The organism is Haloferax sp. Atlit-48N (assembly GCF_003383015.2).
GTDB classification, from domain to species: Archaea; Halobacteriota; Halobacteria; order Halobacteriales; family Haloferacaceae; genus Haloferax; species Haloferax volcanii.
The window spans coordinates 2,443,845-2,470,427 of sequence record NZ_CP137689.1 but is presented as its reverse complement, the minus strand read 5'-3'; the positions used below and the strand labels follow the sequence as shown (position 1 = coordinate 2,470,427).

General features: G+C 61.0%; 21 protein-coding genes. 11 read left to right on the top strand and 10 right to left on the bottom strand.

Going from position 1 to position 26,583, the window contains the following annotated elements:
- The first annotated feature begins 193 nt into the window (after positions 1–193).
- From DEQ67_RS13100 to DEQ67_RS13075, 6 genes are all read left to right on the top strand, one after another.
- The gene (locus DEQ67_RS13100) at positions 194–1,405 is read left to right on the top strand and encodes a BMP family lipoprotein (protein WP_006601174.1); all 1,212 of its coding nucleotides are present in this window, start codon (positions 194–196) and stop codon (positions 1,403–1,405) included.
- A 57-nt stretch (positions 1,406–1,462) separates the two neighbouring features.
- The gene (locus DEQ67_RS13095; RefSeq protein ID WP_115861124.1) at positions 1,463–3,031 is read left to right on the top strand and encodes an ABC transporter ATP-binding protein; all 1,569 of its coding nucleotides are present in this window, start codon (positions 1,463–1,465) and stop codon (positions 3,029–3,031) included.
- Entirely contained in the window at positions 3,028–4,158 is a 1,131-nt protein-coding gene (locus DEQ67_RS13090) for an ABC transporter permease (RefSeq protein ID WP_008575087.1), read from the top strand. The genes DEQ67_RS13095 and DEQ67_RS13090 overlap by 4 nt, the downstream gene beginning before the upstream one ends.
- Positions 4,155–5,210 (top strand): ABC transporter permease, encoded by a 1,056-nt coding sequence (locus DEQ67_RS13085; RefSeq protein WP_170076694.1) that lies wholly within the window; start codon positions 4,155–4,157, stop codon positions 5,208–5,210. The genes DEQ67_RS13090 and DEQ67_RS13085 overlap by 4 nt, the downstream gene beginning before the upstream one ends.
- Before the next feature lie 115 nt (positions 5,211–5,325).
- Entirely contained in the window at positions 5,326–6,444 is a 1,119-nt protein-coding gene (locus DEQ67_RS13080; RefSeq protein WP_115861122.1) for a TrmB family transcriptional regulator, read from the top strand.
- Between the two features lie 98 nt (positions 6,445–6,542).
- Positions 6,543–6,704, top strand: coding sequence for a hypothetical protein (locus tag DEQ67_RS13075; protein ID WP_004062875.1), 162 nt, complete (start codon positions 6,543–6,545; stop codon positions 6,702–6,704).
- Between the two features lie 335 nt (positions 6,705–7,039).
- On the opposite strand, the gene DEQ67_RS13070 is transcribed toward DEQ67_RS13075, so the two are convergent.
- The 4 genes from DEQ67_RS13070 to DEQ67_RS13055 all read right to left on the bottom strand — a co-directional run bounded on the left by DEQ67_RS13070 (position 7,040) and on the right by DEQ67_RS13055 (position 10,116).
- Positions 7,040–7,357 carry an SHOCT domain-containing protein gene (locus DEQ67_RS13070; protein ID WP_424020125.1) on the bottom strand — a complete coding sequence of 106 codons (318 nt, stop codon included), beginning with the start codon at positions 7,355–7,357 and terminating at the stop codon, positions 7,040–7,042.
- A gap of 156 nt (positions 7,358–7,513) precedes the next feature.
- Positions 7,514–7,690, bottom strand: coding sequence for a hypothetical protein (locus tag DEQ67_RS13065; RefSeq protein WP_004041923.1), 177 nt, complete (start codon positions 7,688–7,690; stop codon positions 7,514–7,516).
- Between the two features lie 437 nt (positions 7,691–8,127).
- Entirely contained in the window at positions 8,128–9,306 is a 1,179-nt protein-coding gene (locus DEQ67_RS13060) for an ABC transporter substrate-binding protein (protein WP_405001799.1), read from the bottom strand.
- 309 nt (positions 9,307–9,615) lie between these two features.
- Positions 9,616–10,116 carry a hypothetical protein gene (locus DEQ67_RS13055; RefSeq protein ID WP_206043019.1) on the bottom strand — a complete coding sequence of 167 codons (501 nt, stop codon included), beginning with the start codon at positions 10,114–10,116 and terminating at the stop codon, positions 9,616–9,618.
- A gap of 314 nt (positions 10,117–10,430) precedes the next feature.
- Here DEQ67_RS13055 and DEQ67_RS13050 point away from each other — a divergent pair, with 314 nt between their 5' ends.
- Together DEQ67_RS13050 and DEQ67_RS13045 are read left to right on the top strand one after the other, a co-directional pair.
- Positions 10,431–11,351, top strand: a complete 921-nt coding sequence (locus DEQ67_RS13050) for an NAD-dependent epimerase/dehydratase family protein (protein ID WP_006601183.1) — start codon at positions 10,431–10,433, stop codon at positions 11,349–11,351.
- A 315-nt stretch (positions 11,352–11,666) separates the two neighbouring features.
- Positions 11,667–11,990 (top strand): hypothetical protein, encoded by a 324-nt coding sequence (locus DEQ67_RS13045; protein WP_006601184.1) that lies wholly within the window; start codon positions 11,667–11,669, stop codon positions 11,988–11,990.
- 282 nt (positions 11,991–12,272) lie between these two features.
- Here DEQ67_RS13045 and DEQ67_RS13040 read toward each other — a convergent pair whose 3' ends face one another.
- The 3 genes from DEQ67_RS13040 to DEQ67_RS13030 all read right to left on the bottom strand — a co-directional run bounded on the left by DEQ67_RS13040 (position 12,273) and on the right by DEQ67_RS13030 (position 15,441).
- Complete coding sequence (locus DEQ67_RS13040) at positions 12,273–13,982, bottom strand: NAD(P)/FAD-dependent oxidoreductase (RefSeq protein ID WP_115803170.1); 1,710 nt, start codon at positions 13,980–13,982, stop codon at positions 12,273–12,275.
- A 103-nt stretch (positions 13,983–14,085) separates the two neighbouring features.
- A complete protein-coding gene (locus tag DEQ67_RS13035; protein WP_223173911.1) occupies positions 14,086–14,871 on the bottom strand; it encodes a helix-turn-helix transcriptional regulator in 786 nt (261 codons plus the stop codon).
- A 225-nt stretch (positions 14,872–15,096) separates the two neighbouring features.
- On the bottom strand, positions 15,097–15,441 hold the full coding sequence (locus DEQ67_RS13030; RefSeq protein WP_223173912.1) for a hypothetical protein: 345 nt from the start codon (positions 15,439–15,441) through the stop codon (positions 15,097–15,099).
- Positions 15,442–17,169: 1,728 nt separating this feature from the next.
- Between DEQ67_RS13030 and DEQ67_RS13025 the strand changes: the two genes are divergently transcribed.
- Complete coding sequence (locus DEQ67_RS13025) at positions 17,170–18,414, top strand: hypothetical protein (RefSeq protein ID WP_006601188.1); 1,245 nt, start codon at positions 17,170–17,172, stop codon at positions 18,412–18,414.
- Between the two features lie 15 nt (positions 18,415–18,429).
- Here the strand turns inward: DEQ67_RS13025 and DEQ67_RS13020 are convergent, their stop codons facing one another.
- A complete protein-coding gene (locus tag DEQ67_RS13020; RefSeq protein WP_394354812.1) occupies positions 18,430–20,844 on the bottom strand; it encodes a TraM recognition domain-containing protein in 2,415 nt (804 codons plus the stop codon).
- A 2,114-nt stretch (positions 20,845–22,958) separates the two neighbouring features.
- Between DEQ67_RS13020 and DEQ67_RS13015 the strand changes: the two genes are divergently transcribed.
- A complete protein-coding gene (locus DEQ67_RS13015) occupies positions 22,959–23,807 on the top strand; it encodes a DNA-binding protein (protein WP_424020124.1) in 849 nt (282 codons plus the stop codon).
- Between the two features lie 109 nt (positions 23,808–23,916).
- On the opposite strand, the gene DEQ67_RS13010 is transcribed toward DEQ67_RS13015, so the two are convergent.
- Both DEQ67_RS13010 and DEQ67_RS13005 read right to left on the bottom strand, forming a co-directional pair.
- Positions 23,917–24,372 (bottom strand): hypothetical protein, encoded by a 456-nt coding sequence (locus DEQ67_RS13010; RefSeq protein ID WP_424020123.1) that lies wholly within the window; start codon positions 24,370–24,372, stop codon positions 23,917–23,919.
- Complete coding sequence (locus tag DEQ67_RS13005; protein ID WP_424020122.1) at positions 24,373–24,987, bottom strand: winged helix-turn-helix domain-containing protein; 615 nt, start codon at positions 24,985–24,987, stop codon at positions 24,373–24,375.
- Between the two features lie 153 nt (positions 24,988–25,140).
- On the opposite strand from DEQ67_RS13005, the gene DEQ67_RS13000 reads away from it, so the two are divergent.
- A complete protein-coding gene (locus DEQ67_RS13000) occupies positions 25,141–26,532 on the top strand; it encodes an ATP-binding protein (RefSeq protein WP_424020121.1) in 1,392 nt (463 codons plus the stop codon).
- Positions 26,533–26,583: the final 51 nt, after the last annotated feature.

Genomic DNA, 26,583 nt, shown 5'->3' with positions numbered 1-26,583 from the left:
GTGGCGTCCGGAAACTAGGTCGAACGTGACGGTCGAAGCGCGTTTGTCGTGCGGCCGCCTCGTCGCACCCGGTCGTTTTCGAGCGGACGTGCGATAAACGAATATCTCACACTTTCCTCTCACCCGTTCACAATATGAAAATAGCGAATAATTATTTATGTTACTCAGGACTGAGTGAGTCTGAGGAAACACAATGGCAGCAAGGGACACTGGAAACGGAGATGCGGCAGACGAGACGACTCGGGAGACACGACGCGGCATCGAGCGGCGCGACGTTCTCAAATCGGGAATCAGCCTCGCGGCGATAGCTGGGGTCGCGGGCTGTCTCGGGGGCGGGTCGGACGACGAGACCACCACGACGACCGCCGCGGACGACGGCGGCGGCGACTCGGAGACCACCGGCGAGACGACCGAAAGCGGTGGGTCGGAGGGTGAGACGACGAACGTCGCAATCGTCTCCAGTCCGGCCGGCTTCGGTGACCAAGCGTTCAACGACCTCGCGCTGCAAGGGCTTCAGACGGCGGCCGAGGAGTACGACATCGAGATTCAGCAGGTCGAGGAGACGAACCAGTCGAACTACCAGACGGTTCAGTCTCGACTCGCCGAGAGCACGAACCCCGACTACGACCTCGTCGTACTGGTCAGCTACAACCACACGCAGGCGCTCCAGACGAACGCCGAGGCGTACCCGGACCAGAACTGGATGTTGATTAACGACTCCATCGACCAGCCGAACGTCGCGGGGTACACGTGGGCGAACCACCAGATGTCGTTCCAGGCGGGCGTGCTGGCGGGGACGATGACGACCCGCGAACTCTCCTACGAGGGGAACTCGCTCGACCCGGACTCGTCGACCGTCGGGTTCGTCGGCGGCGTCGACGGCTCGCTCATCAACGCCTTCGAGCGCTCCTACCGGGCGGGCGTCGAGTGGGTCGACGAGAACCTCGACGTCACCGTCGGCTACATCGGGAACTACACGGACACGCAGACCGCCAACAACATCGCCACCTCGCAGTACGACGCCGGCGCGGACATCGTCTACCACGCGGCGGCGGCGGCGGGACAGGGCGTCTTCCAGGCGGCGCAGGACGCAAATCGCTTCGCCATCGGCGTCGACGCGGACCAGTCCGTCACGCTCCCCGAGTACCAAGACGTCATCATGGGCTCTGCGGTGAAGTACATCAACGAGGGGACCTACGAGGTCGCGGAGGCCACCGTGCAGGACAACTGGTCGGCGGTGCAGGGCTCGAACATCCTCGGTCTCGAAGAGGAGGCCGTCCGCGTCGTCTTAGGGCAGGCGGTCGGCGGCGAGCTTCCGGACGTGGTCACGGAGAACCTCGAAGCGGCGAGAGAGGCCATCATCAACGGCGACGTCACCGTGCCGTGTAGCGCCAGCGGCTGCTAGCGACGCAGCCATGGCACCACCTCGCAGGCTTTTTCCAGATAGCGTAGACTCCAACCCATGACAGACACGACCGCACCAGCAGTTCAGCTCACGGACATCACGAAACGCTTCGGCGACGTCGTCGCCAACGACAGCGTCGACCTCACCCTCGACCGCGGGTCGATTCACGCCGTCATCGGTGAGAACGGCGCGGGCAAGACGACGCTGATGAACGTCCTGTACGGCCTGTACGACCCGAACGAGGGGACCATCGCCGTCGACGGCGAACCCCGTTCGTTCGACTCCCCCAGGGACGCCATCGCGGCGGGCATCGGGATGATTCACCAGCACTTCCAGCTCGTCGACAACATGACCGTCCTCCAGAACATCGTGCTCGGTCACGAGCCCTCGACGCGGGGCCTCGTCGACGAGCAGGCGGCCCGTCGTCGCATCACCGACATCTGCGACACCTACGGCTTCTCCGTCGACGAGCACCTCGACACGCCAATCGAAGAGCTCGGACTCGGCATCCAACAGCACGTCGAAATCGTCAAGAGCCTCTATCGAGGTGCCGACACGCTCATCCTCGACGAGCCGACGGCCGTGTTGACGCCCCAAGAGGTCGAGGGGCTGTTCGACGTGATGGAGGCGCTCACCGCCGACGGGCGGTCGCTCATCTTCATCACCCACAAGCTGGACGAAGCGATGCACGCCGCCGACGACATCACCGTCCTCAGAGACGGGAGCGCAGTCGGGACGGTCGACGCGGCGGCGACCTCGCAGAACGAACTCGCCCGCATGATGGTCGGCCGCGAGGTGCTGTTCGACGTCGAATCGCGGGGCGGAACCCCCGGCGAGGTCGCGCTCACCGTTGACGGCGTGACCGTGCGCGACGAGCGCGGGCTCGAACAGGTCCGCGACGTGAGCCTCTCGGTTCGGGAAGGAGAGATTCTCGGCATCGCCGGCGTCGAGGGCAACGGCCAACAGGAGCTCATCGAGGCCATCACCGGGATGCGAACCCCGGAGCGGGGCACAGTCTCGCTTCAGGGGCGCGACATCACCGAGCTGTCCCGTCGCCGCCGCATCGAAGACGGCATCTCGTACGTCCCCGGCGACCGGCTCGAAGAGGGCCTCGTTCAGGACTACTCGCTCGTCAGGAACGCGCTTTTGAGCAATCAGACGATGGACGCCTTCTCCGACGGTCTGTTTCTCGACTGGCAACGAATCGGCGACCACGCCGACGAGATCATCGAGGAGTACGACGTGCGCCCGCGGAACTCCGAGGCGACCGCGAAATCGCTCTCGGGCGGCAACCAACAGAAGTTCATCGTCGGCCGCGAACTCGAACGCGACCCGTCGGTGCTCGTCGCCGCCCATCCGACCCGCGGCGTCGACATCGGCTCTATCGAGTTCATCCACCAGCGGTTCCAGGACATGCGGGCGGAGGGCGTCGCCATCCTCCTCGTCTCGTCGAAGCTCGACGAGGTTCAGAAGCTCTCTGACCGCACGGCAGTCATGTATGAGGGGTCGGTCGTCGACACCGTCGACCCCGACGACGTGACCGAAGAGGAACTCGGCCTGCTGATGGCAGGCCGGACTCGGGACGGCACCGAACGCGCGGCGCGCGGCGCGGAGGGTGACGCGTGAGCGACGCTGCGACCGGCGTCCGGTCTCTCGCGGACCGCATCGCCGCCCGGATGCTCGACGCCTCGGTGCTCGAACGCGTCGTCATCGCGCTCGTCGCGACCGCACTCGCGTTGCTCATCGGCGCGGTCATCGTCGCCGCCTCGGGGTACGACGCCGTCGAGTTCGTCTCGTCGCTCGTCTACGGCGCGGTCGGGAACGTCTCGAACCTCGCGTTCATGCTCCGGCAGTCGTCGATGCTGATTCTGACGGGCGTCGCGGTCGCGGTCGCGTTCCGCGCGGGCGTGTTCAACATCGGCGTGCAGGGCCAGTTCGTCGTCGGCGGCTTCGCGGCCACCCTCGGCATCCTGTTCGCCGCGCCGCTGCTCCCGAATTCGCCGGTCTCCGCGATTCCGCTGTTGGCGCTGGCCACGCTGTTGGCGCTGGCGGCTGGCGGCGCGTACGGGGCGCTCCCGGGCGTGATGAAGGCGTACGCCGGTGCGAACGAGGTCATCACGACCATCATGCTGAACTTCATCGCCTCGGGTGTCGTCTACTTCCTGCTCGACGCGTATCTCCGCCCGGAGGGGGCGGCCGCGCCGAACACCGAACAGTTCCCCGACTACGTCGGACTGCCCGGACTCGTCTTCGAGAGCCCGTCGTTTTCGATTCTCGGACTCGGCGTGGCGCTCCTGACGGTCGTCGTCGTCTATCTGGTGATGGACCGGACCGGTTTCGGATACGACCTCGTCACGAGCGGCTACCAAGAGCCGGCGGCCAAATACTCCGGCGTCGACCCCAAGCGGATGATCGTTCGGACGATGACCATCTCCGGGATGATTGCCGGCCTCGCCGGCGCACTGTTTGCGATTATGATTCTCGGCTATTACAGCGACCCCAACACGTTCCCCACGTTCGGCTTCGACGCCATCGCCGTGAGCCTCCTCGCGGCGAACAACCCGCTCGGCGTGATTCCCGCCGGCCTGCTGTTCGGCGGCCTCGACGCCGGCGGCCAGTACATCGGCTTCACGCTCGACGTGCCGAGCGAACTCGTCGACGGCGTCATCGGACTCATCGTCCTGTTCGTCGCCGCGCCGGAGCTGTTCCGCGCGGCGGGGCAGTACACCTCGCTCGGAGGTGACCGCGAATGAGCACCGCTCGCGCGCTTCTCGACGACCAGCGGACGCTCGTTGGCGCGCTCGTCGCACTCGTCGCCGTCATCGCGCTCCTGCTTTTCGTCGACCTCCCGGGGTCTGACCTCGTGACGGTCGGCGCGCTCGAACGCGCCTTGCAGGCGGCGACGCCCATCGCGCTCGCGGCCATCGGCGGCCTGTACGCCGAGAAAAGCGGCGTGTTCAACATCGGGCTGGAGGGGTTCATGATATTCGGCGCGCTCGTCGGTGCCGCGGTCGCGTGGCTCCTCGCCGGCGACGGGAGTATCACGCAGGCACACCTCTGGGTGGCCTTCGTCGCGGTCGCGCTCGTCTCCGGCGTGCTGGCGACGCTGTTCGCCGTCCTGTTGATTCGGTACGAGGCCAACCAAATCGTCGCCGGCCTCGCCGTCTGGTTCATCGGCCTCGGCTTCGGGCCGTTCGCCGCCACCGTGCTGTGGGGCGGCGTCTCCAGCCCCTCGCTGCCGAACGTCGACGCGGTGTCCGTGCCGGTCCTCGTAGAGATTCCGGTCCTCGGACGACTGTTCTTCGACGCCTCGCCGCTGGTCTTGCTGACCATCGTGGTCGCCGTCGCGGCCTGGGTCGTCCTGTTCCGCACGCGCTACGGCTACTGGGTCCAGGCGGCCGGCGAGAACCCGGAGGCGCTCGACACCGCCGGCATCGACGTCAACCGCGTCCGCTACGCGACCGTCATCTTCTCGGGCGTCATGGCCGGCTTGGGCGGCGCGGTCCTGTCAATCGGCATCGGCAGCGGCTTCACCGGCACCGGCGTGACGATGGTCGACGGCCGCGGTTGGATTGCCATCGTCGCGTACCTCTTCGGCAACTACAACCCCCTCGGGACGTACGGCGCGTCGCTCCTGTTCGGGGCGATGGACATGCTCCAGATTCAACTGCAAACCATCGGCATCTCGCTGCCGGGGAGCATCACCGGGTTGTTCCCCTACGTCGCCGTGCTCGTGGTCCTCGTCGGCGTCGGCTACACGCGCGTGCCGTCGGCGGTCGGTGAGTCCTACGACACCGAAGAGTAAGGCACGGCACACTCCCCCTTTCGGCCCCGTTCGCGCCGCTCGACCGACCTGCGGTGGCCGCAGGGCTGTCACCAACGCATACATTCAACTACCGTTCGTCTCGAAAGACAGGCTAGTGACTGTCGACGAACCAACCGTCCGCGAACGACTGAAAACGTTCGGCTTCTCCGACAAAGAGGCCGACACCTACATCGCGCTCTTGGGACAGGGCGAGGCCAAGGCGAGCGAACTCGCCCAGCACGCCGGCGTGTCCAAGCGCTACGTCTACAACGTCCTCGGGAGCTTCGAGGACCGCGGGCTCGTCGAGGTCAACGACCACGAGACGCCGACGACGATTCGCGCCGTCGACCCCGCGGTCGTCATCAGACGGCTCTCCGACCAGCTGTCCTCGCTCGAAACGCAGCTCGAATCCATCCACAACCCCGACCCCGGCGAGGACAGACGCTACGAGGTCATCAAGTCAAAATCCACCGTGAAAAAGCGCATCGCGTCGCTGGTTCGACAGGCCGAAAACGAGGTCAACGTGTCGGTGCCGGCGTCGCTACTGCCGGACCTCGCACCCGAGTTGGAGGCCGCCGTCGACCGGGGGGTGCTCACGCTCGTCCTCGCCAACGGCCACGGCGACGAGGCCGTCTCGGAGTCGACGCTGAAGGGACTCGGCAGCGTCGTCCGCTATTGGGCCGACGGCGGCCCGATGCTCGTCTGCGTCGACCGGCGACACGGGCTGTTCTCCCCGCCGGAGTTCGTCATGGGGCGGGGGTCGGACCACCAGGCGATTAGCTTCACCGAAGACCGCCTCTCCCCCGCGCTCGTGGGGTCGTTTCTCGGAAACTACTGGCCGCTCGCCGAGGAGATTTACCTCCACGAACCGGACGAGCTTCCGGCGACGTACGACCGCTTCCGACACGCGATTTTCGCGGCGACCCGCTATCTGAAACGCGGCTACACGCTCGTCGCGGAAATCGAACTCAGACCGGCGGACTCGAACGAGGCGTTCGAAACCCGGTTCGGGACGATTACCGACGTCACCCAGGGGCTCGTGAAACCGACGACGAACTCGATTCCCATCGAGAACGCGTTCCTCATCGACGACGGCACCGAACAGCTGAGCGTCGGCGGCCCCGGCGCGATTGTCGAGCCCTACGAGGCCAGGCGCGTGACGCTCGACGTCGTCGAATCGTCCGGCCAGTCGGTCCCGGACCTCATCGCTCGCTCGGACGCGCTCAACCGATGACGGTCGCCGTCCGCCGCGTTCTCCGCCAGTAAGTCGAATTTACAAGCGCTCTCCCCGAACTCCGCCTTATGACCCGTGACCCGCTTTTGAGTGTCGAGATGAAGACGACGCTCGCGTTCATGTTCCTCGGGCTCACGTCGTGGTACTTGGCGCAGCGATATCTGAACGACGGGTTCGTCGAGCTCGTCGCGCTGTTCGGCGTGGGGGTCGTGCTTCCCACGCTGATCAACGAACTGCGTCAGCGGTCGCGGACGGAGTGAGTCGCGTCCGAAAGCATCAGAATCATGATAAAAGACGCCTCACACACGGACACAAACACCGATTCGTGAGCGTGACGTAATTAGCAGAAATCAGATATTCAAATAGATAGGTGTCGAAAACGAACGCGTTGCATCTCAAGCGAACGCCTGAACTATCGGTTTTATTGCAGAAAAGTTAAATTCGGTATGTAGATTTAGCTATATAGATTCTATCAGATTCAAATAACGAATCGTACATGAATTCGAACACCCCGACTCACTGCTCTCGGCGTTTCGCCGCCGAGAAACTGTCTGTTTCCGGTGAGTTAAACGGGGATGTCTGCGTGCGTTGCGGTCTATCCCCACTCCAGGTTCAACGTGGCCGCCCGGTTTGCGAACTCCTCGTCGTCGATTTCGCCGCGCGCGTACTGCGTCCGGAGGTCCTGCATGGCGCTGTCGGCTTCCTTCGGTGGCGTCGTCTCGGTACTCGCCGTCCGGACGCGACTGACGTACACGAGACTCACTCCTGCGAGTGCGAGAAGCAGGAGGACTCCGGCCGCGAGCCACCACAGCCCCATGCCGCCGGTGGCTGTCGCGCCCCCCGCGGCGACCCCGTGGCCGCCGTGGGGACCCATCGGCCCGTGTCCACCCCACTGGAGTACGACGGTCGCCATTTCGCTCATCTTTCTCACCTCTATGTAGTAGTTCACTCACGGACCGTATCAACTCACGCCGTGATTATCGCTCGCTGGGAACGCCCCCGTCCGGCCGTCCGAATCGCTGTCGAACAGGTACCTCCCGTCGCGCCCTCCCGTTTCGTGCGCTGTGAATCAGCCGTCGACGACGTTCTCAAGGACGACCGCTCCGGCGAGGTACACCGGAAGTAGATACAGAATCGCCATCACGGGGAGCACGATGAACATCGGCGTGTGGCCGTCGCCCGTCTCGTACACCTGTGCGGCCAACAGAACGACTATCAATCCGAGGAACAGGTCCGTCCGGTCCATGTGTACCCGTGGGCGAGCAGTCTGTTAGTTGTGGTGTGTCCGAGACCGCTGTGTTCCGAGACACGCGTCAAACCGCAAGTCTAGACTTCGTTCGAGGGATGAGCGAGTCGTTATCGGGACATTCGAATTTGCAGATATATTCCACTGAAAAAGCAGACCATTGACACAAGTAACAGACCGCCGCTCAGCACGTCTCGAAGGCCGCCAGACACGCCCGGGTTCGTCACCAGTCCGAAGGCACCTTCGAACACGACCGACTGACTGACCAGCGCCAACCCCCCAATCGACATCAGTAGGTGCGGCACGCGTGCGCTCGCGTCTGTACTCATGTTTCGGGGGTCATCGGCGTCGCTCATGAACGCTGCGTATTCTTTCGTCGTTTGGTGAGCTCCGCCGCTCAGTGTTGCGACGAGGCTATTCACCACCTCGGCGTTCGACTACGGCTGCAAGTCCCCGTTGATGATGTCAGCCACGCGCTGTCGGTCGAACAGTCGCTCGGCTTCCGGAACGTCGGGATACGGGCCGCCTTCGTAGGTCGGCCACGCGCCGAACTGCTCGGGATACAGCTGCTTGGCGATCATCTCCAACTGGAACAGGTTCATGAGCGGGCCGCCGTAGCGAACTCCAATCGGGAAGACGCGGTCGTTTGCGACCGCCGAGAGGCCCTGCGCAGTCGGCTCGTCGTACAGTTCCTGTTTGGTCGTCGTCCAGTCCGGGCCGAGGCCACCGTCGACGAGGATGACGTCCGGGTCGGCTTCGACGAGCGCTTCCATGTCGATTTGCGTCCCGCTCGGCACGTCGGCGAGTGCGTCTTCGGCGTCGAACACGCGCGTGTGGGCTCGGACCGTCCCGGGGCCGTTGAGTGGGTACACCCAGATGCCGCCTCGCCACAGGAACCGCGCCGTCGACGGCCGGGCCTCCGTCTCTTCGAGGCCGGCCGTAATCGTCGATAGGAGGTCGCCGTGGATTTCCGCCAGCGCCTCGTACCGCGCCCGTGCTTGGAACACCGCCGCGACCCGCTCGAAAATCTCCCAGAGCGTGTGATACCGGTACTGGTCCGCCCACCTCGCCGGCGGCTCGCTGTGGTTTCGGCTCAGCGAGTTCCCGAACCACGGGGCGACTTCCGTCCCAATCTCCGCAACGTCGTCGGGCTCCCACGCCTCCATCGTCGCCATCAACGCCGGGTCTTCGAGATGGATATCGCTGTCGAGTTCGTAGAGCTCCTCCTTGTCGGGATTCCAGGTATCCACCAGCCCTGACCAATCGACCGAGACGCCGGGGAGTCGCTCGAATAGCAGGTCGTACAACTGCCCGAACCCCTCCGGGTTGTACATCCCGTTGAGCGACTCGCCCTGCCCGAGTGCGACCGCCATATCTGCGTGGTGAAGCAGGACGGTAAACACGTTCTCCGGGGGCTCGGTGAACTCCACACGACCGGCCGGCGAGAGAGTGGCTGCGTAACGCTCGCCGTCCGTTGGTGTCGCCGTCGTGTTCGCTTCGGTTGTCGGTGGGTCGGACGCCGACTGTCCGCCACAGCCGGCGAGTGCGGCCGTCGCTGCCGCAGCCCCGTACTTCACGTAATCCCGTCGCGTGAGTCGTTTGTACTTGTTCACCATGGTTTTAGGCTAGCCTAAAACAAGATAACGGCTTCGGTTTTTAGGCAAGCCAAAACACGGTGCGCTGTCGAAGTGTTTACTCTGGTTGGCCGGAGTCTCAGCATTCTGTGTGGGTTTGGTAGCGCCACGCTGTGGCACCGATACGGCTGTTATACCTTACGCCGGGCGACCGTTGGTTCCCTCGGTCGTCCCCCCTCGAACGCGTCCCACGTCGCGTTCACACTCCGCTTCGGCGTGAACGACGCCGTGCAGCGACAGTCGCCTGCGGGGAGACGGTTACCCAGTAGAGACTGAATCCCAAGCGGGGAGTTACTCCGTTCGCCCACCGGTCTCTTCTATCGCCTTCGGCCGTAGAACCATTACGAGGCCCAGCATTGCGACAACAATCGCGCTGCCGATGTCCTCGCCAGTGAACACGGTGAGCTCTAAGCCGGCCATCAGTAGTGCGACGACACAGAGGAGCGCGCCGAACCATCTCGTCGACACCGAAATCCACGGTGAGACGATGAACGCAGTAGCGAGCACCCCCAACGCAGCAAACGCCGCGATAGTCCCGCGGTCAGCGAACGCGCTCGGCGCAACAAGCAGTGTGAGACCGGCGACGAGTCCGCCAACGAACAACAACAGCACTCCACTGGCTTGCTCATCGAGCCGATGTGAGACGAACCGATAACCGAACAACAGCGCCAGTATCGTCACCCCACCGAACGCCCGAACCACGTCGGCTGAAGTCGTCGCGTCAACGAGGTTCCGAAGCAGTAGCCCCACGAGAATGAGCGCAATCGCAATCGCTCCGGCGGTCTCTGCCAAATCGAAGTCCCAGCGTGTCCGTCCCACAGTCGAACGAGCGAGAGTGGCTACTTAGTACCGGGAGTGTCGGCCCGCTGGCGTAGCTATGCGGATTTCACCGTCGTACGGACCGGGGCGTACGGTTCACGGTACACAGCAGTACGTCTATCCACGTGCAGTCGGTCCGGCTCTCCTCGCGGAACTGTATCGCTCAAAGCGTGGTGCGGGTCGCGCGGTGACGCAACCGACCCAGCGCCGACGGACACGAGACGAACCCACGCAGATTGCACCACCGCGGGCGATACGTTCTTGTCACTCGGTGAGAGCTTCGGTGTATGGACGGCAAACGAGTCCTCGTTACTGGCGGTGCCGGATTCATCGGCTCGAATCTCGCGAACCATCTCGCCGAAGACAACGACGTGATTGCGATTGACGACCTCTATCTCGGAACGCCCGAGAATCTCGACGACGCCGTGGAGTTCCACGACACGACGGTCCTCGACGACGACCTCCCGACCGAGGGCGTCGACGTGGTATTCCACCTGGCGGCGCTGTCGTCGTACAAGATGCACGAGGAGAACCCGACGAAGGGTGCCCGCGTCAACATCGAAGGCTTCGTCAACACGGTCGAACAGGCTCGCAAGGACGGCTGCGATACCGTGGTGTACGCGACGACATCGTCGATTTACGGGTCGCGAACCGAGCCCTCGCCCGAGGATATGCCCGTCGAGTCCCGGACGGGCTACGAGGCGTCGAAACTGGGCCGCGAGCGCTACGCGGAGTACTTCCACCACCACTACGATATGCAGTTGGCCGGGATGCGCTTTTTCTCGGTGTACCAGGGCTTCGGCGGCGCGGAAGAACACAAAGGGGAGTTCGCGAATACGGTCGCGCAGTTCACCGACAAAATCGCGAACGGCGAGTCGCCGGAGCTGTTCGGCGACGGCACTCAGACCCGCGATTTTACCCACGTCGACGATATCGTCCGCGGGCTGGAGCTCGCGGCTGACGAGCGGTTGCAGGGTATCTACAACCTGGGGACCGGCGAGAGCTACTCGTTCAACGAGATGGTCGAGATGATAAACGAGGTGCTCGGGACGGACGTCGACCCCGTGTACGTCGAAAACCCCTTCGAGGTGTACGTCCACGACACGAAAGCCGACTACTCGAAAATGCACGAAGATACTGGCTGGGAGCCCGAGGTCTCGTTCGAGGAGGGTGTCGAACGAGTCTGTCAGCCGTATCTCGACGGCTAACGCGCACCTCTCGCGGGAGTGTGTTTCGACCGAGGGGTTGCGTTCACTCTCCGACGCGTGGGGTCGACAGTCGAACCCCCTGGACGGGTCACGCGTCAAACTGCGGTTGTCGCCCGACACGGCGTCGTCGACGCTTCCGGAGACTGCCCCTCCGAGAACGTGTTCGAGAACGATTGACCTCCGTTTCACTTGGCGTTCGTCATTCGATTGCGCCCCCTATCTCGGCACAGTTCCGACCACACGCTCCCCGAGGGGTCCAACAGAGCCATCGCAGTGTGAAGCACTTTGGCGGTGGAGCCCCTCCGTTCTCGAGCGATGGGTCGAACGGTTTCACTCTCCGGGACGTGGTTCAGCTATCTGCTGTACGCGTTCCAACTGACTGCGCTCGCGTTGGTGCTCGTGTTCGTCGTGCCCGCGCTCCAGTACCCGGTCAATCTCTTCTTGGGCGGACTGTTCGCCGCGGTCGTCTTCGCGTCGGGAGTCGCGCTGTGGCGGCGCGCGACCGGACGGGACGAAGGAAGTCGGCTCGGAACCGCCGAAGACATCACCTACGACCCGTTTGCGGACCCCGGGCAGGCCGCCCGCGACCGGTGGGAACGGGCCGTTCGACGGCTTCCCGGTTCGGACGACGAGGAGTGAACTCCCGAAGGTGTGAGGGTGGTCGGTGGCTCACGAACGACCTCCTCCGTCGGTCTGCCGCCTCCACCGAGTGATACGAACGAACTGCTCAGTACCAGTCCACGAATACGGTCGCATCTCCCACCGAACTGCGGTCGCAACGACGTGCAAGCGTACGGTCTCGGTCGGCGTCAGGTGCGGGCTTGTCACGAGTCGCTCGATAGCCTCCGGCCTCGCGAGCCGCTTGGGTCGGTAGGAAAAAACACGGACCGAGTCAAAGTGACTACCCACCTAAGCCGATGGCTACGCCATCTCGGGAACGGGGAAGTCGAACAGTTCCGCTCGGAGCTGATCGGGTGATTCGGTCATCCCCCACTGGATGAGTTTGCCCACTAACTCCGGGTCAGAGAAATCGACGTGCCGTGCACGCTCGTCTCCCCAGGCGTAGACATGCTTCGGAAGCCAGTCGGCCCGCCGAAGCTCCGCGAACAACAGTCCGGCTGCCTCGCCAGCACTCGCGTCTCCGTCCCTGTAGACATCCAGTACCTCTGCCATCCGCTGGTGTATCTCGGTCTTCTGCGGGACAAAGGGCGCGCCGTCGCCTGGCGACGACTCCGCGAGGAGCGAGTCGAACTCGGCGGGTCGCCCCGTTGCGAGATAGTTGAAGCAGTGCCGCTGAACGTACAGGTCGTGGAACAGGACCTGCCCCAGCCACATCTGCGTCCACGCGTTCCAGAGCCGGAAGTCACCCATCGACTTGTAAGCGTTGCTGATGACCCGGTCGTTGGTCGCAAGCTGACGGCGGTGCATCTCGTCGATTGGCGCGAAGCGCGCCACCGAGAACTCGCCGTCTTCGAACGCGTCCAAAAGCAGGTTGGTCGACACAAAAACGGATTCGAGGGTGTTCACCAGGCCAACCGCGTACAGCGGGTCGACGAACCCATACGTGTTGTTGGTCAGATAATGGCGGTGTCCCGAGGACTGACTGGCGGTCCGTTGAAGCCTCCCGGTTCGAACCCACGGCCGCACCGGCACCGCTGATTCGAGGTGTCGTTCGATGTCGGGGAACTCGGCGATGATTCGTCGGGCCTCTTGCTCGGCGCTGACCGACTCGTCAACGGGGTACTGCGTTCGGTCGAGGACTACCCCGACGCTCGCCTTGTTCGCCTCCGAGCGCTCGAAGTTGTCGAAGGGGATAATCCACATCCAGCCCCCGTCGAACACGTGGTGGAGCGTCCCGTCGTGGAGGCGGTTGGACTGTCCGGGGCGGGCAGCCTCGTCGAGCACCTCGTCGAACGGGGCGAGCCCTTCGACGTGCGTGAAGATGGCGCGCGAATCCGTCTCCAACGCCGGTGCGTCCTCGCGGTACCCCATCTCCTCGGCGAGGACGGAGTTTCCCCCGGTCCCGTCGACGTAGAACGCCGCCTCGATGTCGCCGCGTCCGGTCGTCACGGTCACCCCGTCGCGGCCGATGTCCACGCCGGTGATTTCGGTCTCGTCGAGGTACTCGACGCCGTACCGCTGGGCGGCCTCAACCAGATACCGGTCGATCTCTGAGCGCAGGAGGTGGCTCTCGCTGTAAAACGGGAGGTCCGGCGGAATCAATTGGTGGCTGTGGTCCGGCGCGACCCTCCGCCCGGGTTCGTGGTAGGCGAAGCCGATGGAGTGTTTGATGCCGCACGACGACGTGACGTTGTCGACGATGTCGTCCGTGTCGCTGAGGTACTGAATCTCCGGGATTCCGTGGTACTCCCCGAGAATCCACATCCACATCGAACTCTGCGGGAGCATCGCCTCGCCGACGGCGAACCGCGGATGCGACCCGGCTTCCAGCATCACCACGTCGAGGCCGTGTTTTCCCAGAATCATCGCCGTGAGAGACGCCGACATCCCGGAACCACCGACAACAACGTCGTAGGAACCCGTCGGTGCTGATTCTACGGCGTCCCAGTTGTCTCGTCGCCTGTGCTGTCGATCGCCGCCGTCCTCCTCGGTCTGCCCTGTCCGTTCCATAATCCGTTCGACGGAAAGCTCAGGATTATAGTCATTCCCTGAGACGGCATCTCAGTTCGTGAGACACAGTTCGATCAGTACACAGATTTCACGCGTAGAGTCGCTACTTCTTGGTGCTCATCTGAGTCACGTTGAGCCTGTCCGCGTCGCGTTTGTAGCGTCGATAGAGGTCGACGGCCCACTTGCGAGCCTCGGGGTCGTCGGTTGTGACCGAAGCAATCGGGAGGGATGTCTCGTCGTCGAAACCGCCGACGATGACAACGTCGTCGATGATACCCATGGTGAACGGCAGTCCGGGGTGAGTGTATAGCGCGGGTGCTTCAGCCGACGCGATGGTGTCGAACGCGTTCTTCGAAGCGTTCCGGTCCGCTTCGAGCGCCAGCGGCGTACAGATAGCCTCGAAGTCCACGTCGTTTCGGGCGTGTTCAATACCCTGTTCTGTGACCTTCGGTGGACACCCTGCGACGACTAGACTCCGCGAGTGCTCGAACGACGCGAAGTGTTCGAGCCACGGTTCGATGGGCGCGTTCGGATTCTGCGGCGTGGCGACGTGGAGGTCGGCGTCGGCGAATAGGTGGACATGACGCGTGAACTCCGGTGCCGAAATCTGAGCGAGGAGGGGTTCTAATCGGCCGGCCGCTGCGACCGACCGCTCGAACCGTGACACGGCATCGGCCACGGCACAGCCCGCTCCGGTCGTCCGGTATCCCGTGGGCGTCTGCTCGAGCAAACTCTCGTCGGTGAGTGAGGATGTCCATCGGTAGGCCGTTGCACGCGAGATGTTAAGTTCGTCTTGGAGCGTCGACCGGTCGAGCGGCCCATCTCGGGTCGCATCCAGCAGCGGTGCTTGGTCCAGTAACTGGTGTGTGTCCGGTTCGTGGTGAGCCATGTCCTCGGAACGGACTTGGAAACCCTAAGTGTACCTCCGGCAAGCGGCTGAAGGTTGCCGCCCCCGCTGACGTCGCTTTCGAACACGTCACCGAATCCACTCGTACAGCTCGAGGAAGCCGAGCGACCACACGAGTCCCCCGATACACCGCTCTGTTTTCACGGTTCGATGTGATCCCGGATAAGTGGTTGGTCGCGCACCTTGATGTGGCCCAACAGCCAAGACTCAGCGAGCATTCGATTTGATTTTCATGTCGAGCTCGTCAATCAACTCCTCAATTCCCGTCGTCATCTTTCGGAGAACCTTCTGTTCCGACCCATAAGTCCAGTTGAAAATCCCGCTCGCTCCCCCACCGACGACGATCTTTAGGAACCAGGTCGTCCTAGTCATCTCTTCGAGGATAATCGTTACCTGCATATTCGAGTTCGTCCGCCAAAATTCGTATTTCTCAATCAGTAACACCGCGAACCCATCTCCTGTGTGAGATTCCTCCGGAGAAAATCGCTCAGTTAGTGCGTCTATGAGGTCCGAAAATTGCCCACCTGTGACAGTATAGTTCACGACTCTCATACCGGTTCATTTCAACGAGGGTACAAAACTTGTGGACTTCATCAGCTCCGCACACTCTTAATTGATCACGCCACGAATTCACGTGAGAGGGAACGCCAGACACGAGAGCACGAACTCAACTGGGCCAGCCCAGCGGACACAAGAAAGAATCGCCGTCTGTCCGAGTGTCGTGGAATCTCAATAGTCGCGCCGCGTGAATTCAGATACCTGTTCCAGCAGTCGTTTGAGCTGCGGGGATTGCCGATACCGGATACACCCGCTTCGTCTGTTGTGTTCGATGACGCCCGCGTTGAGTTTCGGCAGCGAGGTGTGATGTAGACACCGTTCGATTCATGTTTCTTCGTCATCGCCCACTTGGGCTTGTGGTTGAACGCCAATATACCGGGGCGTCCGTTTCTCCATCGGCCACTCATAACGGGAATTCGACTCTCGAGACTGAGCGGGGGCGGGCGGCCTCAGACCCACACACCGCCCCGAGGCTAATCGACGCGCTCCCATCCACCGTGGCTGGCAGGTCGTGGCGCTCGGGACGGGTTTGGTGGCTGGGTTGTCGTTGCGGTGAGTTGCAGTCGGTGTGTTGGTGAGTCGGTGGGTTACCATACCTCTGCTTCGATTGGAATACACCCACCGTCTGTCCCGCAACAATAGACTTCACCGAAGCGGTGTGTGGCCGTATCTTCCTCAATGAACAAGCGAGATCGTTCGAACGATCGAAAACCTTCGTGATAACGAGGCATTCGGTGTCTCGAACTACGAGTTCGTCGAGAGCAAGTGCGTTCGATTCGAGAGCGAACACCTGTCATGACACATCTGGGACCGTGGCCTCGTTCAACTCGGACAGACGTACCCAAAGGGACACCACCATCTTCTGAGGCTACTGTGTACAATGGTCCTCGGATGGCACAGGCCACAGTCAACTGGCCTTCCTCGTCAGGGCACAACGACTGGGGCGTAACGCGACGTGGTTCCCACGGGTTAGAACGCGAGCACACCAACATCACAGCGCCACTGCTGGACCGACCTGCCAGCAAAACACGTCCAAAGGTACGTGCAAGCATCTACTGGAAGCCACGTCACCCTCACGCAACCCACTTGGTTCGAAGGGAAGAGAGTTGAAACTAACTGACCGTTCTCGATTTCGTCGCGTCCACGTTTGAGACCACCGTCAGAACCCCCTCTTCAAGTCGAGGCGAACACACCAGTACCACGTCAACGGGTCCCAAAAGCGAGAGTTCGGCGCGTTCGACTCTCTGCTTGGAACGCGACGATGACCAGTACTGAGCAGGCATCAACCACGACCAACGACGCCAACCGAGAATTTGAAAACCGCCCATACACCACCTCTCTGACGTGGTGTACTGGAGAATAGCGGATTCGAGTATACCTGAACACAGGCGGATGGGTGGTGACTTTCGATACAACGGTGGTTCTCCTTCAATACGAATCGCACGTCTGAGCGGCCCTAGACGCCAACACCAAAAGATTCGTTCGAGGTTCATTCCCTCTTGAGGCTGTGGTCCTCGCCTGTATCTACACCCAAGTAAGCCACAACTCACATACACCCATACGGGAAATCGGCGTGGATGTACACCCCTGAAAAATGGGGCTGTAGAGGGTGTATTGACGAATCACTCACTTCCGCCCCAGTGTAGAAATCGAGGGAATCGACCCACCGGTGTAGCAGCACGAAATAGCTATCTATGTGTCCACGAGACCATCGAGTACCCAATGACCCCACCCCTACCCACACGTGATACACTCCCCGATACTCTCCTCGAACGAGACCACTGGGTGGGCTGGCGTAAACAGACACGTGGTGGAGACGAAACGAAGGTGCCTGTCTCGGTGAACGGCGGCTATGCCTCTGCAACCGATGCGGTGACGTGGACGACCTTCGACGAAGCGCTCGCGTATGCAAGGGGTGGCGCGGCAGATGGTGTTGGCTTCGTGTTCAGTACTGACGACCCATATGTCGGTATTGACCTCGACAAATGCCGCACTCGCGAAACGGGCGAGACAGAAGCATGGGCCACAGAGATCATCGACCAGCTTGCGTCGTATACAGAAATCAGTCCGTCAGGGACGGGCTATCACATCATCGTCCGTGGATCATTGCCGCCAGGAGGCAACCGAACAGGGAACCTCGAACTCTACGAACACGCGCGGTTCTTTACGATGACTGGCGACCACGTCGACGAGACGCCCACGACGGTTGCCGACCGAACAGACGAACTCACCGCAATCCACGGTGCGTACTTCGAGACACAACACACCCAGAGTGGCACACAAACATCGAACACCCCGAATATCACTACGACATCGAGCACTGTCGACACGCCAGGAAACGACCTCACCGACGAGGATGTCGTTGAACGGGCATCGAACGCAGCCAACGGGCCGAAGTTCAGCCGACTGTGGAAAGGCGATACGAGTGCGTATGACAGCCACTCAGAAGCCGATATGGCGCTGTGTTCGATCCTCGCATTTTGGACTGGCGGAGACACAGCACAGATTGATCGACTGCTCCGAGACTCTGGACTGTATCGCAAGAAATGGGACGAAACGCATTTCGCCGATGGGTCGACGTACGGCGAAAAGACCATCGAGCGATCGGTTTCGGGGACGTCCGATTTTTATGACCCCTCACAGTGGTCGACCGAAGTCCGTCGGTCATCGTCGCGCACAGACACCACCCGGACTGGACGTGCGGACCACCAGACACCACACGATCCGACGTCGGTCACACCAACCGACAGTACAAAGACAGCCACTCCCCGCGATACCGACACTCTCGAACGGCTCAAAGACCTGCAGAGCCATCTCGAATCGGTACTCGAAGAGAACGAACGACTACACGCGGAGTTAGAAACCGAACGCGAACGGCGACGTGAACTGGAAGCAGCGGTCGCTGCAGGAGACGAGACAGACGAAAGTGATCGTGGGTGGTCGCTATTTGGGTGGTTCAGACGGTAGTCACGTCACCGATCCTCACGAGTGCGAAGCATCTGACTGTAACTCTTGGAGGGTGTGCATCTCGGTGAATCCGGGTTGGTGAATCTGGAACGACGATGGCGGTGAATTCGAACTATAGGTCTTTTCGACGCGTGGGTACCCCTCGTTTGGCTCGTTGAGGGCACGAAGAATCTCATGTGCATCGCTTCGATTCTTCACGACCCACACTGCGGCTTCGGGATCGCACGCAGCCATCTTGTCATAGTCTTCGGGGACCGCAGTCAAGATATCGTGATTCGCTCGTTCAGCTTCAAGTGTGACGACGATGTTTCCATCCTCATCGAGACAGACCGCATCGAGACGCGAGCCTTCGTGTTCGAAGTATGAAACGGCCTCGACAGCCGCGGAGTCATCGTCTTCGACGAACTCTGTTTCGAGATATCGTCGGCCAAGTTCCACCATGACGACGTGGAGACTCGACTCACTGAGATCGCCTCGGCCGTGGCCGTGGGCAATACCTTCGCGGTGGCGAACTGCAATCGCACGGCGGCCTTTTGGGGTGACTGTATAGAGTTTGTGTGGATACGTACAATCGACCGACAGCGACCCACCATCGATGAGTTCTTGAACTTCCTGATATCTGATGCCGGTGTATTCTTGGAGGCGAACCATGCTGTCATACAAAAGGTCGTACTCGAACTCGGGATCGAATCGACGTTGATGTGCAGAGTAGACCGCTTGGAGAAAGCGCAGTTGGGCGTCGGTAAACGCGCTACTGCCGCGTTCGACGGCTGAGAGTTTGAGTGGGAGTTGTGAGAGTGGGATTTCGTCGCGGTCGACTGCTTCGAGGCTGTGACAGCATTGGACGGCGTTTTTGATGCCCGTGAGTGTTGGGTCGTATCGAGTCGAACACTCCTCACAGACGACGACGTGAACTTCGGGGTCATACCCCACCATTGGGGGAAGACGCGACGTGTAGGGCAGCGCAGAGTTGATACGCGCATCGGGAGTCGGCGCATTCCGATCTGGGTATGGGTCTGGTGGTGCGTCTTCGGCTGGCGTGTGTGCGGACGTGGGAGTCGCGCGGTGTGTCGACGCTGCAGAATCATCGAGCGGTGCTGCTTCGCGGTGGCCCAGCGGCGTGTGTGTCTCTTCTGTGGTGGTCCGGCTGCCAATCCCCGAGACGTTGAGACCAGACGCTTGGGCGGTCCGAGCAGTACGCAACTCGAGTGCAGCCGCGTATGCTGTCTCACGAGCGGGCGAAAACGGGTCATCACTTTCTGGGTGGCCAACTGGAAGCGGTGGGCTCTGGAGGACGAACGGCTGTGGCTCTGGTTGTCCAAACTCTGCCGGGAGCGTCGCGAGCCACTGGCCACGGCGAAGCGCGCGGAGTCGATTTTGTACTTCCGTTGCGGGACGGTCGGCTGTTGTAAATCGCCGGCTGAACTCGGGGTCGACTGCGACGTTCCCCGTGATAATCGTCGAGACGTTATTGAGGACTTCACGATAGGCCTCTGGATTGGCCTCTTTGAGTTGTGCAGGAAACTGCATCGCCAAGGTAATCGAGAGGCCGAACGAACGAGACTGGGCAAGGAGATCTGACAAGAGCGATGATGTCGATAACTGCGCAGCTTCTTCGAGATACAGATTCACGAGTGGGTGGTCTGTCTCGTCGTCGCCCTGCTGGGTCCGGCGTCGAAGGGCGGTCCACAACGCCGACAGAAGGACGAGCGTGATGACGCGCTGTGAAGCCGGCCTGAGGCCCCCTGTCTCGATAATAATGACTGCGTCTTCATCGATGAGCCTCCGAAGGTCGAATTCCGGATCGTCGCTATCATCGTCTGGAGTATGATTGAATACCTGTGCAAGTCGGGCATCGATTGGAATCTTCTCGATGCGGTTTGCAACCCCTTGCATGAGCTCGTCGAACGAGCGCTTGGAGTTAGCAGCGACACCAGCGAGCATCGCCTGGAGGTCTTCATCAACGACTGGTGGTGGGTCGCGTGTTTCGTGTAATCTGGCGACGGCCGTCTGGAACTCACGATGGCTAAACGCGTTCGAGCCGTGGATCGGATCAAACATCGCTTTGAGCACGTAGCGAATGATGTCGGGTGACCGAACCGCCTGTTCGAATCTGTCACGACCCATGATACCGATCAGGATATCGATATAGTGGTCGACGACGTCCTCGACGGCGGTCGTGCGGTCGATACCTGCATCGAGTTGATCACGAATGTCGAAAAACGACAGTGCGGGGAGTGTCTCTGTGCAATCGAAATAATAGACATCGTCGAGAGAGCCGTATTTCGCATAATGTGCCTTGAGATAGTCGTCGGCCATCCCGTCGCCTTTGGGGTCGATGAAGATATCAGCGCCATCGGTTGCTGCGTGATTTGCGAGAAGCGCCGCAACGAGAGTCGATGATTTGCCAGAGCCGGTCCGGCCGAACATACCGAGATGGAGTGGCTGGAGTGCGGGCGGCAGTGAGATAGGGACGGCTTCGGCATCGCCGTCGGCCGTCTGTGCATGGCCAAGTGTGAGCCCTGCTGTTCGATACCGCTCAATCCGATCACGCGGTGGGCGTGGCAGACCGTGTTCGTCTGTCGGTGTGGGCGCGAGCCCACGGTGGGCTTCTGTCGGGAGGGTGGCCGCATCGACGAGACACAGCAACGGGAGTTCACACCCATCCATGACGAGTCCACGACTGGCATGGTCGGTCCACGGAAGTCTCGCAGTGAGCTTCGCGTGTTCTGGGTCAACCACGACGCGATTGCGTAGTGATTCGTAGATTGATTTTGCGCGATCGCCGTCGTGTATGCGACCTTCGATTCGGTAGTGGTCGCCATTGAGATGCGAAAACGCAGTCGATACTGGGGTGCAGTCGGGCAGTTGTGCACGCTGGTCGATCGTTGCCGCAACTGCCCGAGCGGTGACTACAAAACTGTGTTGTGCGTCTTTTTCGTCGAGTGCATCCACTCGCGAGCGGACCCTTGGATCAGAGACGTTGTTTTCGGAGTCTGTAGACAAAACCCAGTCCTCGAAGAACCGCTGGAAGGCTGTCTCTCGACCCTGCTTGAGCCGTTGTTTTCTGTCAAGGGCGTGGTGTCGCCAGTCTGGATACGGCCGCACGAGTATCTGGACGGCCATCGGCACGGACGCGTCCGCAAGCGCGCTCACCACCGTTGCGAGTGGCAGACGGCTCTGTTTGTCGGTGAACTCATCGTATCGAGTGAGCGTGGTTTGCCAGTCTTCACGCCGGTCTGTGACGCCCACGAACTCGACCGCTCGGTATCGTGGTGGTGCATACGATTCGAGGGCCCTATCGTCTGGGTCGGCGTCAGCGTCAGCAGGCGAGAGACAACGCAGTGGGTCTGTCATTGTCGTCGAAATATCGAACGAATTCGGAACGAGCTCTCGACACCACGCTTCGATCGTCGATGCGAGGGCAGTGTCGACGCTCAGGACGTACTCGATGGGTCCTGTGTCTGACCCATCAGTGACGAGTACCCATTCGAGGGTGGACGGAGTTTTGGTCGACGCTAAGAGGTAGTACAATCGAGTAAACTGTGCGGTGACAGTCGACGGGGTAAACGTATCCGCAGTTGGCGAGAGGTGGATGAAGGCTCGGTCGGTGGTGGACGAAATAATACATTTCACTCTCACTCAGTAGGCATAATCTCTTCTATATCTGTGTTTTCAGAAATAAAACTAGATAGAATTGCATTAATGTTTGATAATTGTGCTGCTACTCGACTTCTCATTGACACCGTCACTGGGTTTGTGACTCAGTTGGCGTCTTTTTCACGCTTGATCGCTTCTCACCCCAGCACTGGCGGCTTGGCGAGGTCCCCAACGTAGTCACCCGTCGTTGTTAGCTTTCGTTGCTTTTCGATCGAAATGAGTGTGTCGTGCCACATCGTGAGTGCTATCTCTGGACCCAGGATATCGATGACACCGTCAGTTGAGGAATCCACGAAAGCCCCCGAACGCTCGACGGCCGCGACTCGCTGCGCGCCTCGTTCCTGCGGTGCTTGCGTCGTCGGGGCACGCCGAGCGTCCGGCCCCTTTCAATCCCACCCCTAGGCTGTTGTGTGGCTGACGATGGCTGTCGGTAGCCCGGTGTGGTACGAACGGCACGCCCCGCTCGCCGCCCTGTGCCCGCCGTACTCACTCCTCACGTCGTTCGTGACGAGTTGCTCCTTGCAGTCGCACTCGCATCGCTCGCACCCTCCCGGTGCGCCAGCACCAAGCGCGCTGTCGGTCACGACGCCCTCGCTGGCTCGGTCGTCAGACACGAAACCGGCTTGTGTGCTGGCCGCTCGCGGCGGCCAGGCCATCGGGTCGCTCACGATGTTCGCCCCCCGAGTCTCACCTCACTGCGTTCGGTAAGCTGGCGCGCGGTGCTGGCTGTGTGTCCGTCGTCGCGCGCACGCCTTCCGCGCCCTGCGGGCGCGATGAAGGCGCGAAAGGCGTGCGCAGAGCCAGTTGGGCGAACGAGAGAGCCGCGGCTGGAGAGTCGTGGTGTCGGAAGAAGACGCCGAGTGAGCGCCTTTCAGGTAACAGCAATGAGTAGTAAGAAGCAGTTCAGTACTAAAGTTTCGCACTCCGAACTCCCCCGAGCGGTCGACGACGACGTGGTTGATGAGACGCCAGCGCTCCATCCCACGGTTGAACTCGAGATTCAAGCCAAAGTTGACCTGAACAATCCTGAAGCGGTTGGTCGGGGTCTGACCCTCGCGGAAGAAGAGCGGCTGGCTGCGCGTGAGTGGGAGATCGAACAGACGCGTGCACGGTGGGACCGGAGACAGACGTCGAGTCGAGAAGCACGGACGGCGACGGCGGTCGAACAGTCGAGTATCGAGGCAACGCGTGCGTTCAAGAAGCGTGCGGGGTGTGTGAATCGGTGGGCCGACCCCGAGGAGGTGGATCCCCGTGAGCAACTGACGGCTGAACAGTTGGGCGTTGTGAACAGGGAGGCGGCACGGATGCAGTCGAAACTCGATGCGTGGTCGCGGGCGGCAATCAGCCGGCGTCTGGCCGAAGTAGTCGCAGACGGGAACTCGATGATGAGCGCGGTCGTGGGTGTGTTCGAAGCGTTGCAACAGGCACCAGGGCGGGTGATTCCGATTGCAGCGGTCAGTGAGGTCAGTCATCGAGAGGTGTCAATCGAGGGAACGATTACGCAGTTGTGGGAGTCGTCGAACGCGGCGATTCAGCAGGTGGGCCTCATCGAGGACGAGACGGGACGAACGAAGGTGACTGTCTGGGAGAAATCGAGGCAACCGGCTGTGAGAGAAGGCGAGCGGGTGACGCTGCGGAACGTCGCAAAGAGCTGGTACGGTGGGCGCGTGTCGGTGGCTGTGACGGGGTGGTCCGACATCAGCTTCCCAGCGCGCGAGGCGTGGTGGGTATAGCCAGTCATCGCACCCTTCTTTTTTGCTATGTGCCCGGCCGACCCAGACCCCACCTCCCCACCCACCGCTCCGTGCTCGCACCTGCGGTGCTGCGCGCGCAGCCACAACCTCACGACGGATTTTCGGCTGTGTTTAGTGCGTCGAACGAGGCCGTTTCGTACGCTCGACGCCAGAGTTGATGCACCGCTCGTGCAACGAGCATTGGCTCTGTTGTCACGATATAGGACTGCTCTACGTCGCCCGAATTTGCTTCGGGTGGCGTATGAAAGTGCTTCTCTGGTGCATCCGGTTTGGGATGGTAATCGTAGCGGAACTGTACACCACATTCATCGAGACAATGGAAACTGTAGTACTGACGCTGGAACCAGCGAATATCGAACCGACACCACGTCGCCTCGGCAATCTCATCTCGGAAGTGAATCTGTAGCTTCGTTGGGTCAAGGCGACTATCGAATCCGGCATCTTCGACGAGACCATCAGCACGTGTGCAGACTGTGCGAATCTCTTCAAGTGTGACATCATCGATTGGGCCAACAGTGCCCTCAATGTCCGTCTCGTCTGCCATCTATGCAGTCGATTGAGATCCGTCGTCCTGTAGTGCACCCCGGCTGCGGATCGTGTTTTCACGATCGGATAGCCGAGCTGCTGCAGATCGGCTATCATCTGGGTCGAAGTCGTAGAGCGTCAGCGCAGCTTGGGCGATCTCAAGGTTCTGCTCAATTTGCTGCCACCGAGTGAGGTCTGCCCACCCGTCAGCACCGGACTCCAATTCCAAGGTCAGCTCGTCGACGGTCGTCGCGTCGTACTGTTCTTGGATCGCTTGACGTTCATCTTTCAGTTCTCGGATTCCCTGTCGAATCTCGTCTTTCGTGTGCTCGCGGTGAATGTCGGCGATCCGCCGCATCGCCAGCATCTGTGGTGCGCGCATGTAGCGAGTGGCATCACCGGCTGCAATTCTTTTGACACGACCGGTCTCAGCGAGCGCTGAGAGGTGCTTCCGTGCAGTTGGTTCACTCACATGGGCACGTTCAGCAATTTCGCTGGCAGTTTGTGGATTCGTTGTAACGTCGATTACCTGCCGAATACGTTCGAACGTCGTGGTATCTGCTTTCCAGTCATCAATGACTGTCTCGTTGACGTCACCTTGCCACGGTGTTGTGGGGGAGCCTGCTCCGGTCACTGGTCGTCGTACGAGCGCAGTAAGTAAAATAGATTTGCTGGAAATTAGTAATTTTAGCTGCTTGCGCCCGAATCTAGTTAGTAAAATCACGGTTAGTAAAACTACGATTAAGATAATCAGAACGACTATCATCTACCAAGCCAAACACAGACTATGTCTCGGCCTTCCTTCGTCAACCGCGACGACGAACTCTCGTTTCTTCGATCCCGGTTCGACCGTGATACGGCGGAGTTGCTCGTCATCTATGGCCGGCGGCGGCTTGGAAAGAGTGCGCTCGTCCGTGAAGCAATTCGTGACCGAGACGATGCGGTGTACTGGCAGGCGACCGAAGAGACTCCGGACGTACAGCTCGCAAGCTTCGTTGAGACCGCTCGCGACACGTACCCAGTCGTTGACGATATCAAGCGTGACTGGGAGACGATTCTCAAGACGCTTGGACGGCAGGACGCAGTCGTTGTTATCGACGAGTTTCCGTACTTGATCGAATCCGACGATGCAGTTCCCTCGAAGATACAGCGGGTCTGGGACCTCCATCTCGAACAGACGGCGGCGTCGTTGGTACTCGTCGGGTCGTCAATCAGCGTGATGGAAGAGAAAGTGCTCGGAGGCGGGAGCCCGATGTACGGACGTCGGACCGGAACTATCGACCTCCCACCACTTGCGTTGGCCGACGCACGACAGCTGTACCCCACAGACGACCCAGAGACAACGATTGAGACGTGGAGCGTCTTCGGTGGGACGCCGTACTACCTTCAGGCGCTCACCCCAACGGCATCGCTCGCGGAGAACATCCAGACACACGTCCTCTCCGAACACGGTGTGCTCCACAACGAACCAGAGTTCCTCCTCCGGACAGAGTTTGGGATTCGAGAGCCACAGACCTACTACACAGTCCTCCGCGCGATTGCGACAGGAAAGCGCGAGGCGAGTGAGATTGCTAACTTCGCCGGTATCGATTCGAACGCACTCGGATCGTATCTCGCGAAGCTCCGTCGACTGCGACTGGTCACACGGGATATCCCGGTCACGGCGAATCCCAATGCGACGCGAAAGAGCCGATACCGACTAAATGAACCGCTGTTTCGGTTCTGGTTCCGTTATGTGTACGGTCAAGAAGGGAAGCTCGCCCAGCTCGGTGACAATGCTTTCGAGGAGTTGGTCACACCTTCGTTCTCGGAGTACATGGGCTCGATGTTCGAACTCGTCTGTCAGAATGCGCTCCCGTCGTTAGTTCCCAATACCTACCACGGGATTGGCTATTGGTGGCACAAGCATCATGAACTGGACGTTGTCGGCCTTGCGAGTGACGGCACACTCGTCGCTGGGGAATGCAAGTACACGCAGCGAGAAATGAACGAAGGCGACCTTGCCGACCTAGAGCGGAGCGCTGCGCAGGTCGACTGGACGCCACCGGAGGGTGGTGATCCGGTGTACCACTACTGTTGCTTCGCTCGTTCAGGATTCTCTGACGGCCTGCGAGCGGTTGCTGACGAGCGTTCGGATGTCTCTCTGTTCACGCCCAACGATATCGTGGGGTGCGAGTAACCTGCGACTGACGTAGTGGGGCCCCTCCGTCACCTCTGTGAGATATGTGTC

Bases quoted from the DNA above. Each gene is read 5' to 3' on its own strand.
- DEQ67_RS13075 (WP_004062875.1), top strand. From the start codon at position 6,543: ATGAAGACGACGCTCGCGTTCATGTTCCTCGGGCTCACGTCGTGGTAC.
- DEQ67_RS13025 (WP_006601188.1), top strand. From the start codon at position 17,170: ATGACCCCACCCCTACCCACACGTGATACACTCCCCGATACTCTCCTC.
- DEQ67_RS13015 (WP_424020124.1), top strand. From the start codon at position 22,959: ATGAGTAGTAAGAAGCAGTTCAGTACTAAAGTTTCGCACTCCGAACTC.
- DEQ67_RS13040 (WP_115803170.1), bottom strand. From the start codon at position 13,982: ATGGAACGGACAGGGCAGACCGAGGAGGACGGCGGCGATCGACAGCAC.
- DEQ67_RS13100 (WP_006601174.1), top strand. From the start codon at position 194: ATGGCAGCAAGGGACACTGGAAACGGAGATGCGGCAGACGAGACGACT.
- DEQ67_RS13060 (WP_405001799.1), bottom strand. From the start codon at position 9,306: ATGGTGAACAAGTACAAACGACTCACGCGACGGGATTACGTGAAGTAC.
- DEQ67_RS13030 (WP_223173912.1), bottom strand. From the start codon at position 15,441: ATGAGAGTCGTGAACTATACTGTCACAGGTGGGCAATTTTCGGACCTC.
- DEQ67_RS13050 (WP_006601183.1), top strand. From the start codon at position 10,431: ATGGACGGCAAACGAGTCCTCGTTACTGGCGGTGCCGGATTCATCGGC.
- DEQ67_RS13010 (WP_424020123.1), bottom strand. From the start codon at position 24,372: ATGGCAGACGAGACGGACATTGAGGGCACTGTTGGCCCAATCGATGAT.
- DEQ67_RS13035 (WP_223173911.1), bottom strand. From the start codon at position 14,871: ATGGCTCACCACGAACCGGACACACACCAGTTACTGGACCAAGCACCG.
- DEQ67_RS13020 (WP_394354812.1), bottom strand. From the start codon at position 20,844: ATGTTCGGCCGGACCGGCTCTGGCAAATCATCGACTCTCGTTGCGGCG.
- DEQ67_RS13000 (WP_424020121.1), top strand. From the start codon at position 25,141: ATGTCTCGGCCTTCCTTCGTCAACCGCGACGACGAACTCTCGTTTCTT.
- DEQ67_RS13095 (WP_115861124.1), top strand. From the start codon at position 1,463: ATGACAGACACGACCGCACCAGCAGTTCAGCTCACGGACATCACGAAA.
- DEQ67_RS13070 (WP_424020125.1), bottom strand. From the start codon at position 7,357: ATGGCGACCGTCGTACTCCAGTGGGGTGGACACGGGCCGATGGGTCCC.
- DEQ67_RS13085 (WP_170076694.1), top strand. From the start codon at position 4,155: ATGAGCACCGCTCGCGCGCTTCTCGACGACCAGCGGACGCTCGTTGGC.
- DEQ67_RS13065 (WP_004041923.1), bottom strand. From the start codon at position 7,690: ATGGACCGGACGGACCTGTTCCTCGGATTGATAGTCGTTCTGTTGGCC.
- DEQ67_RS13045 (WP_006601184.1), top strand. From the start codon at position 11,667: ATGGGTCGAACGGTTTCACTCTCCGGGACGTGGTTCAGCTATCTGCTG.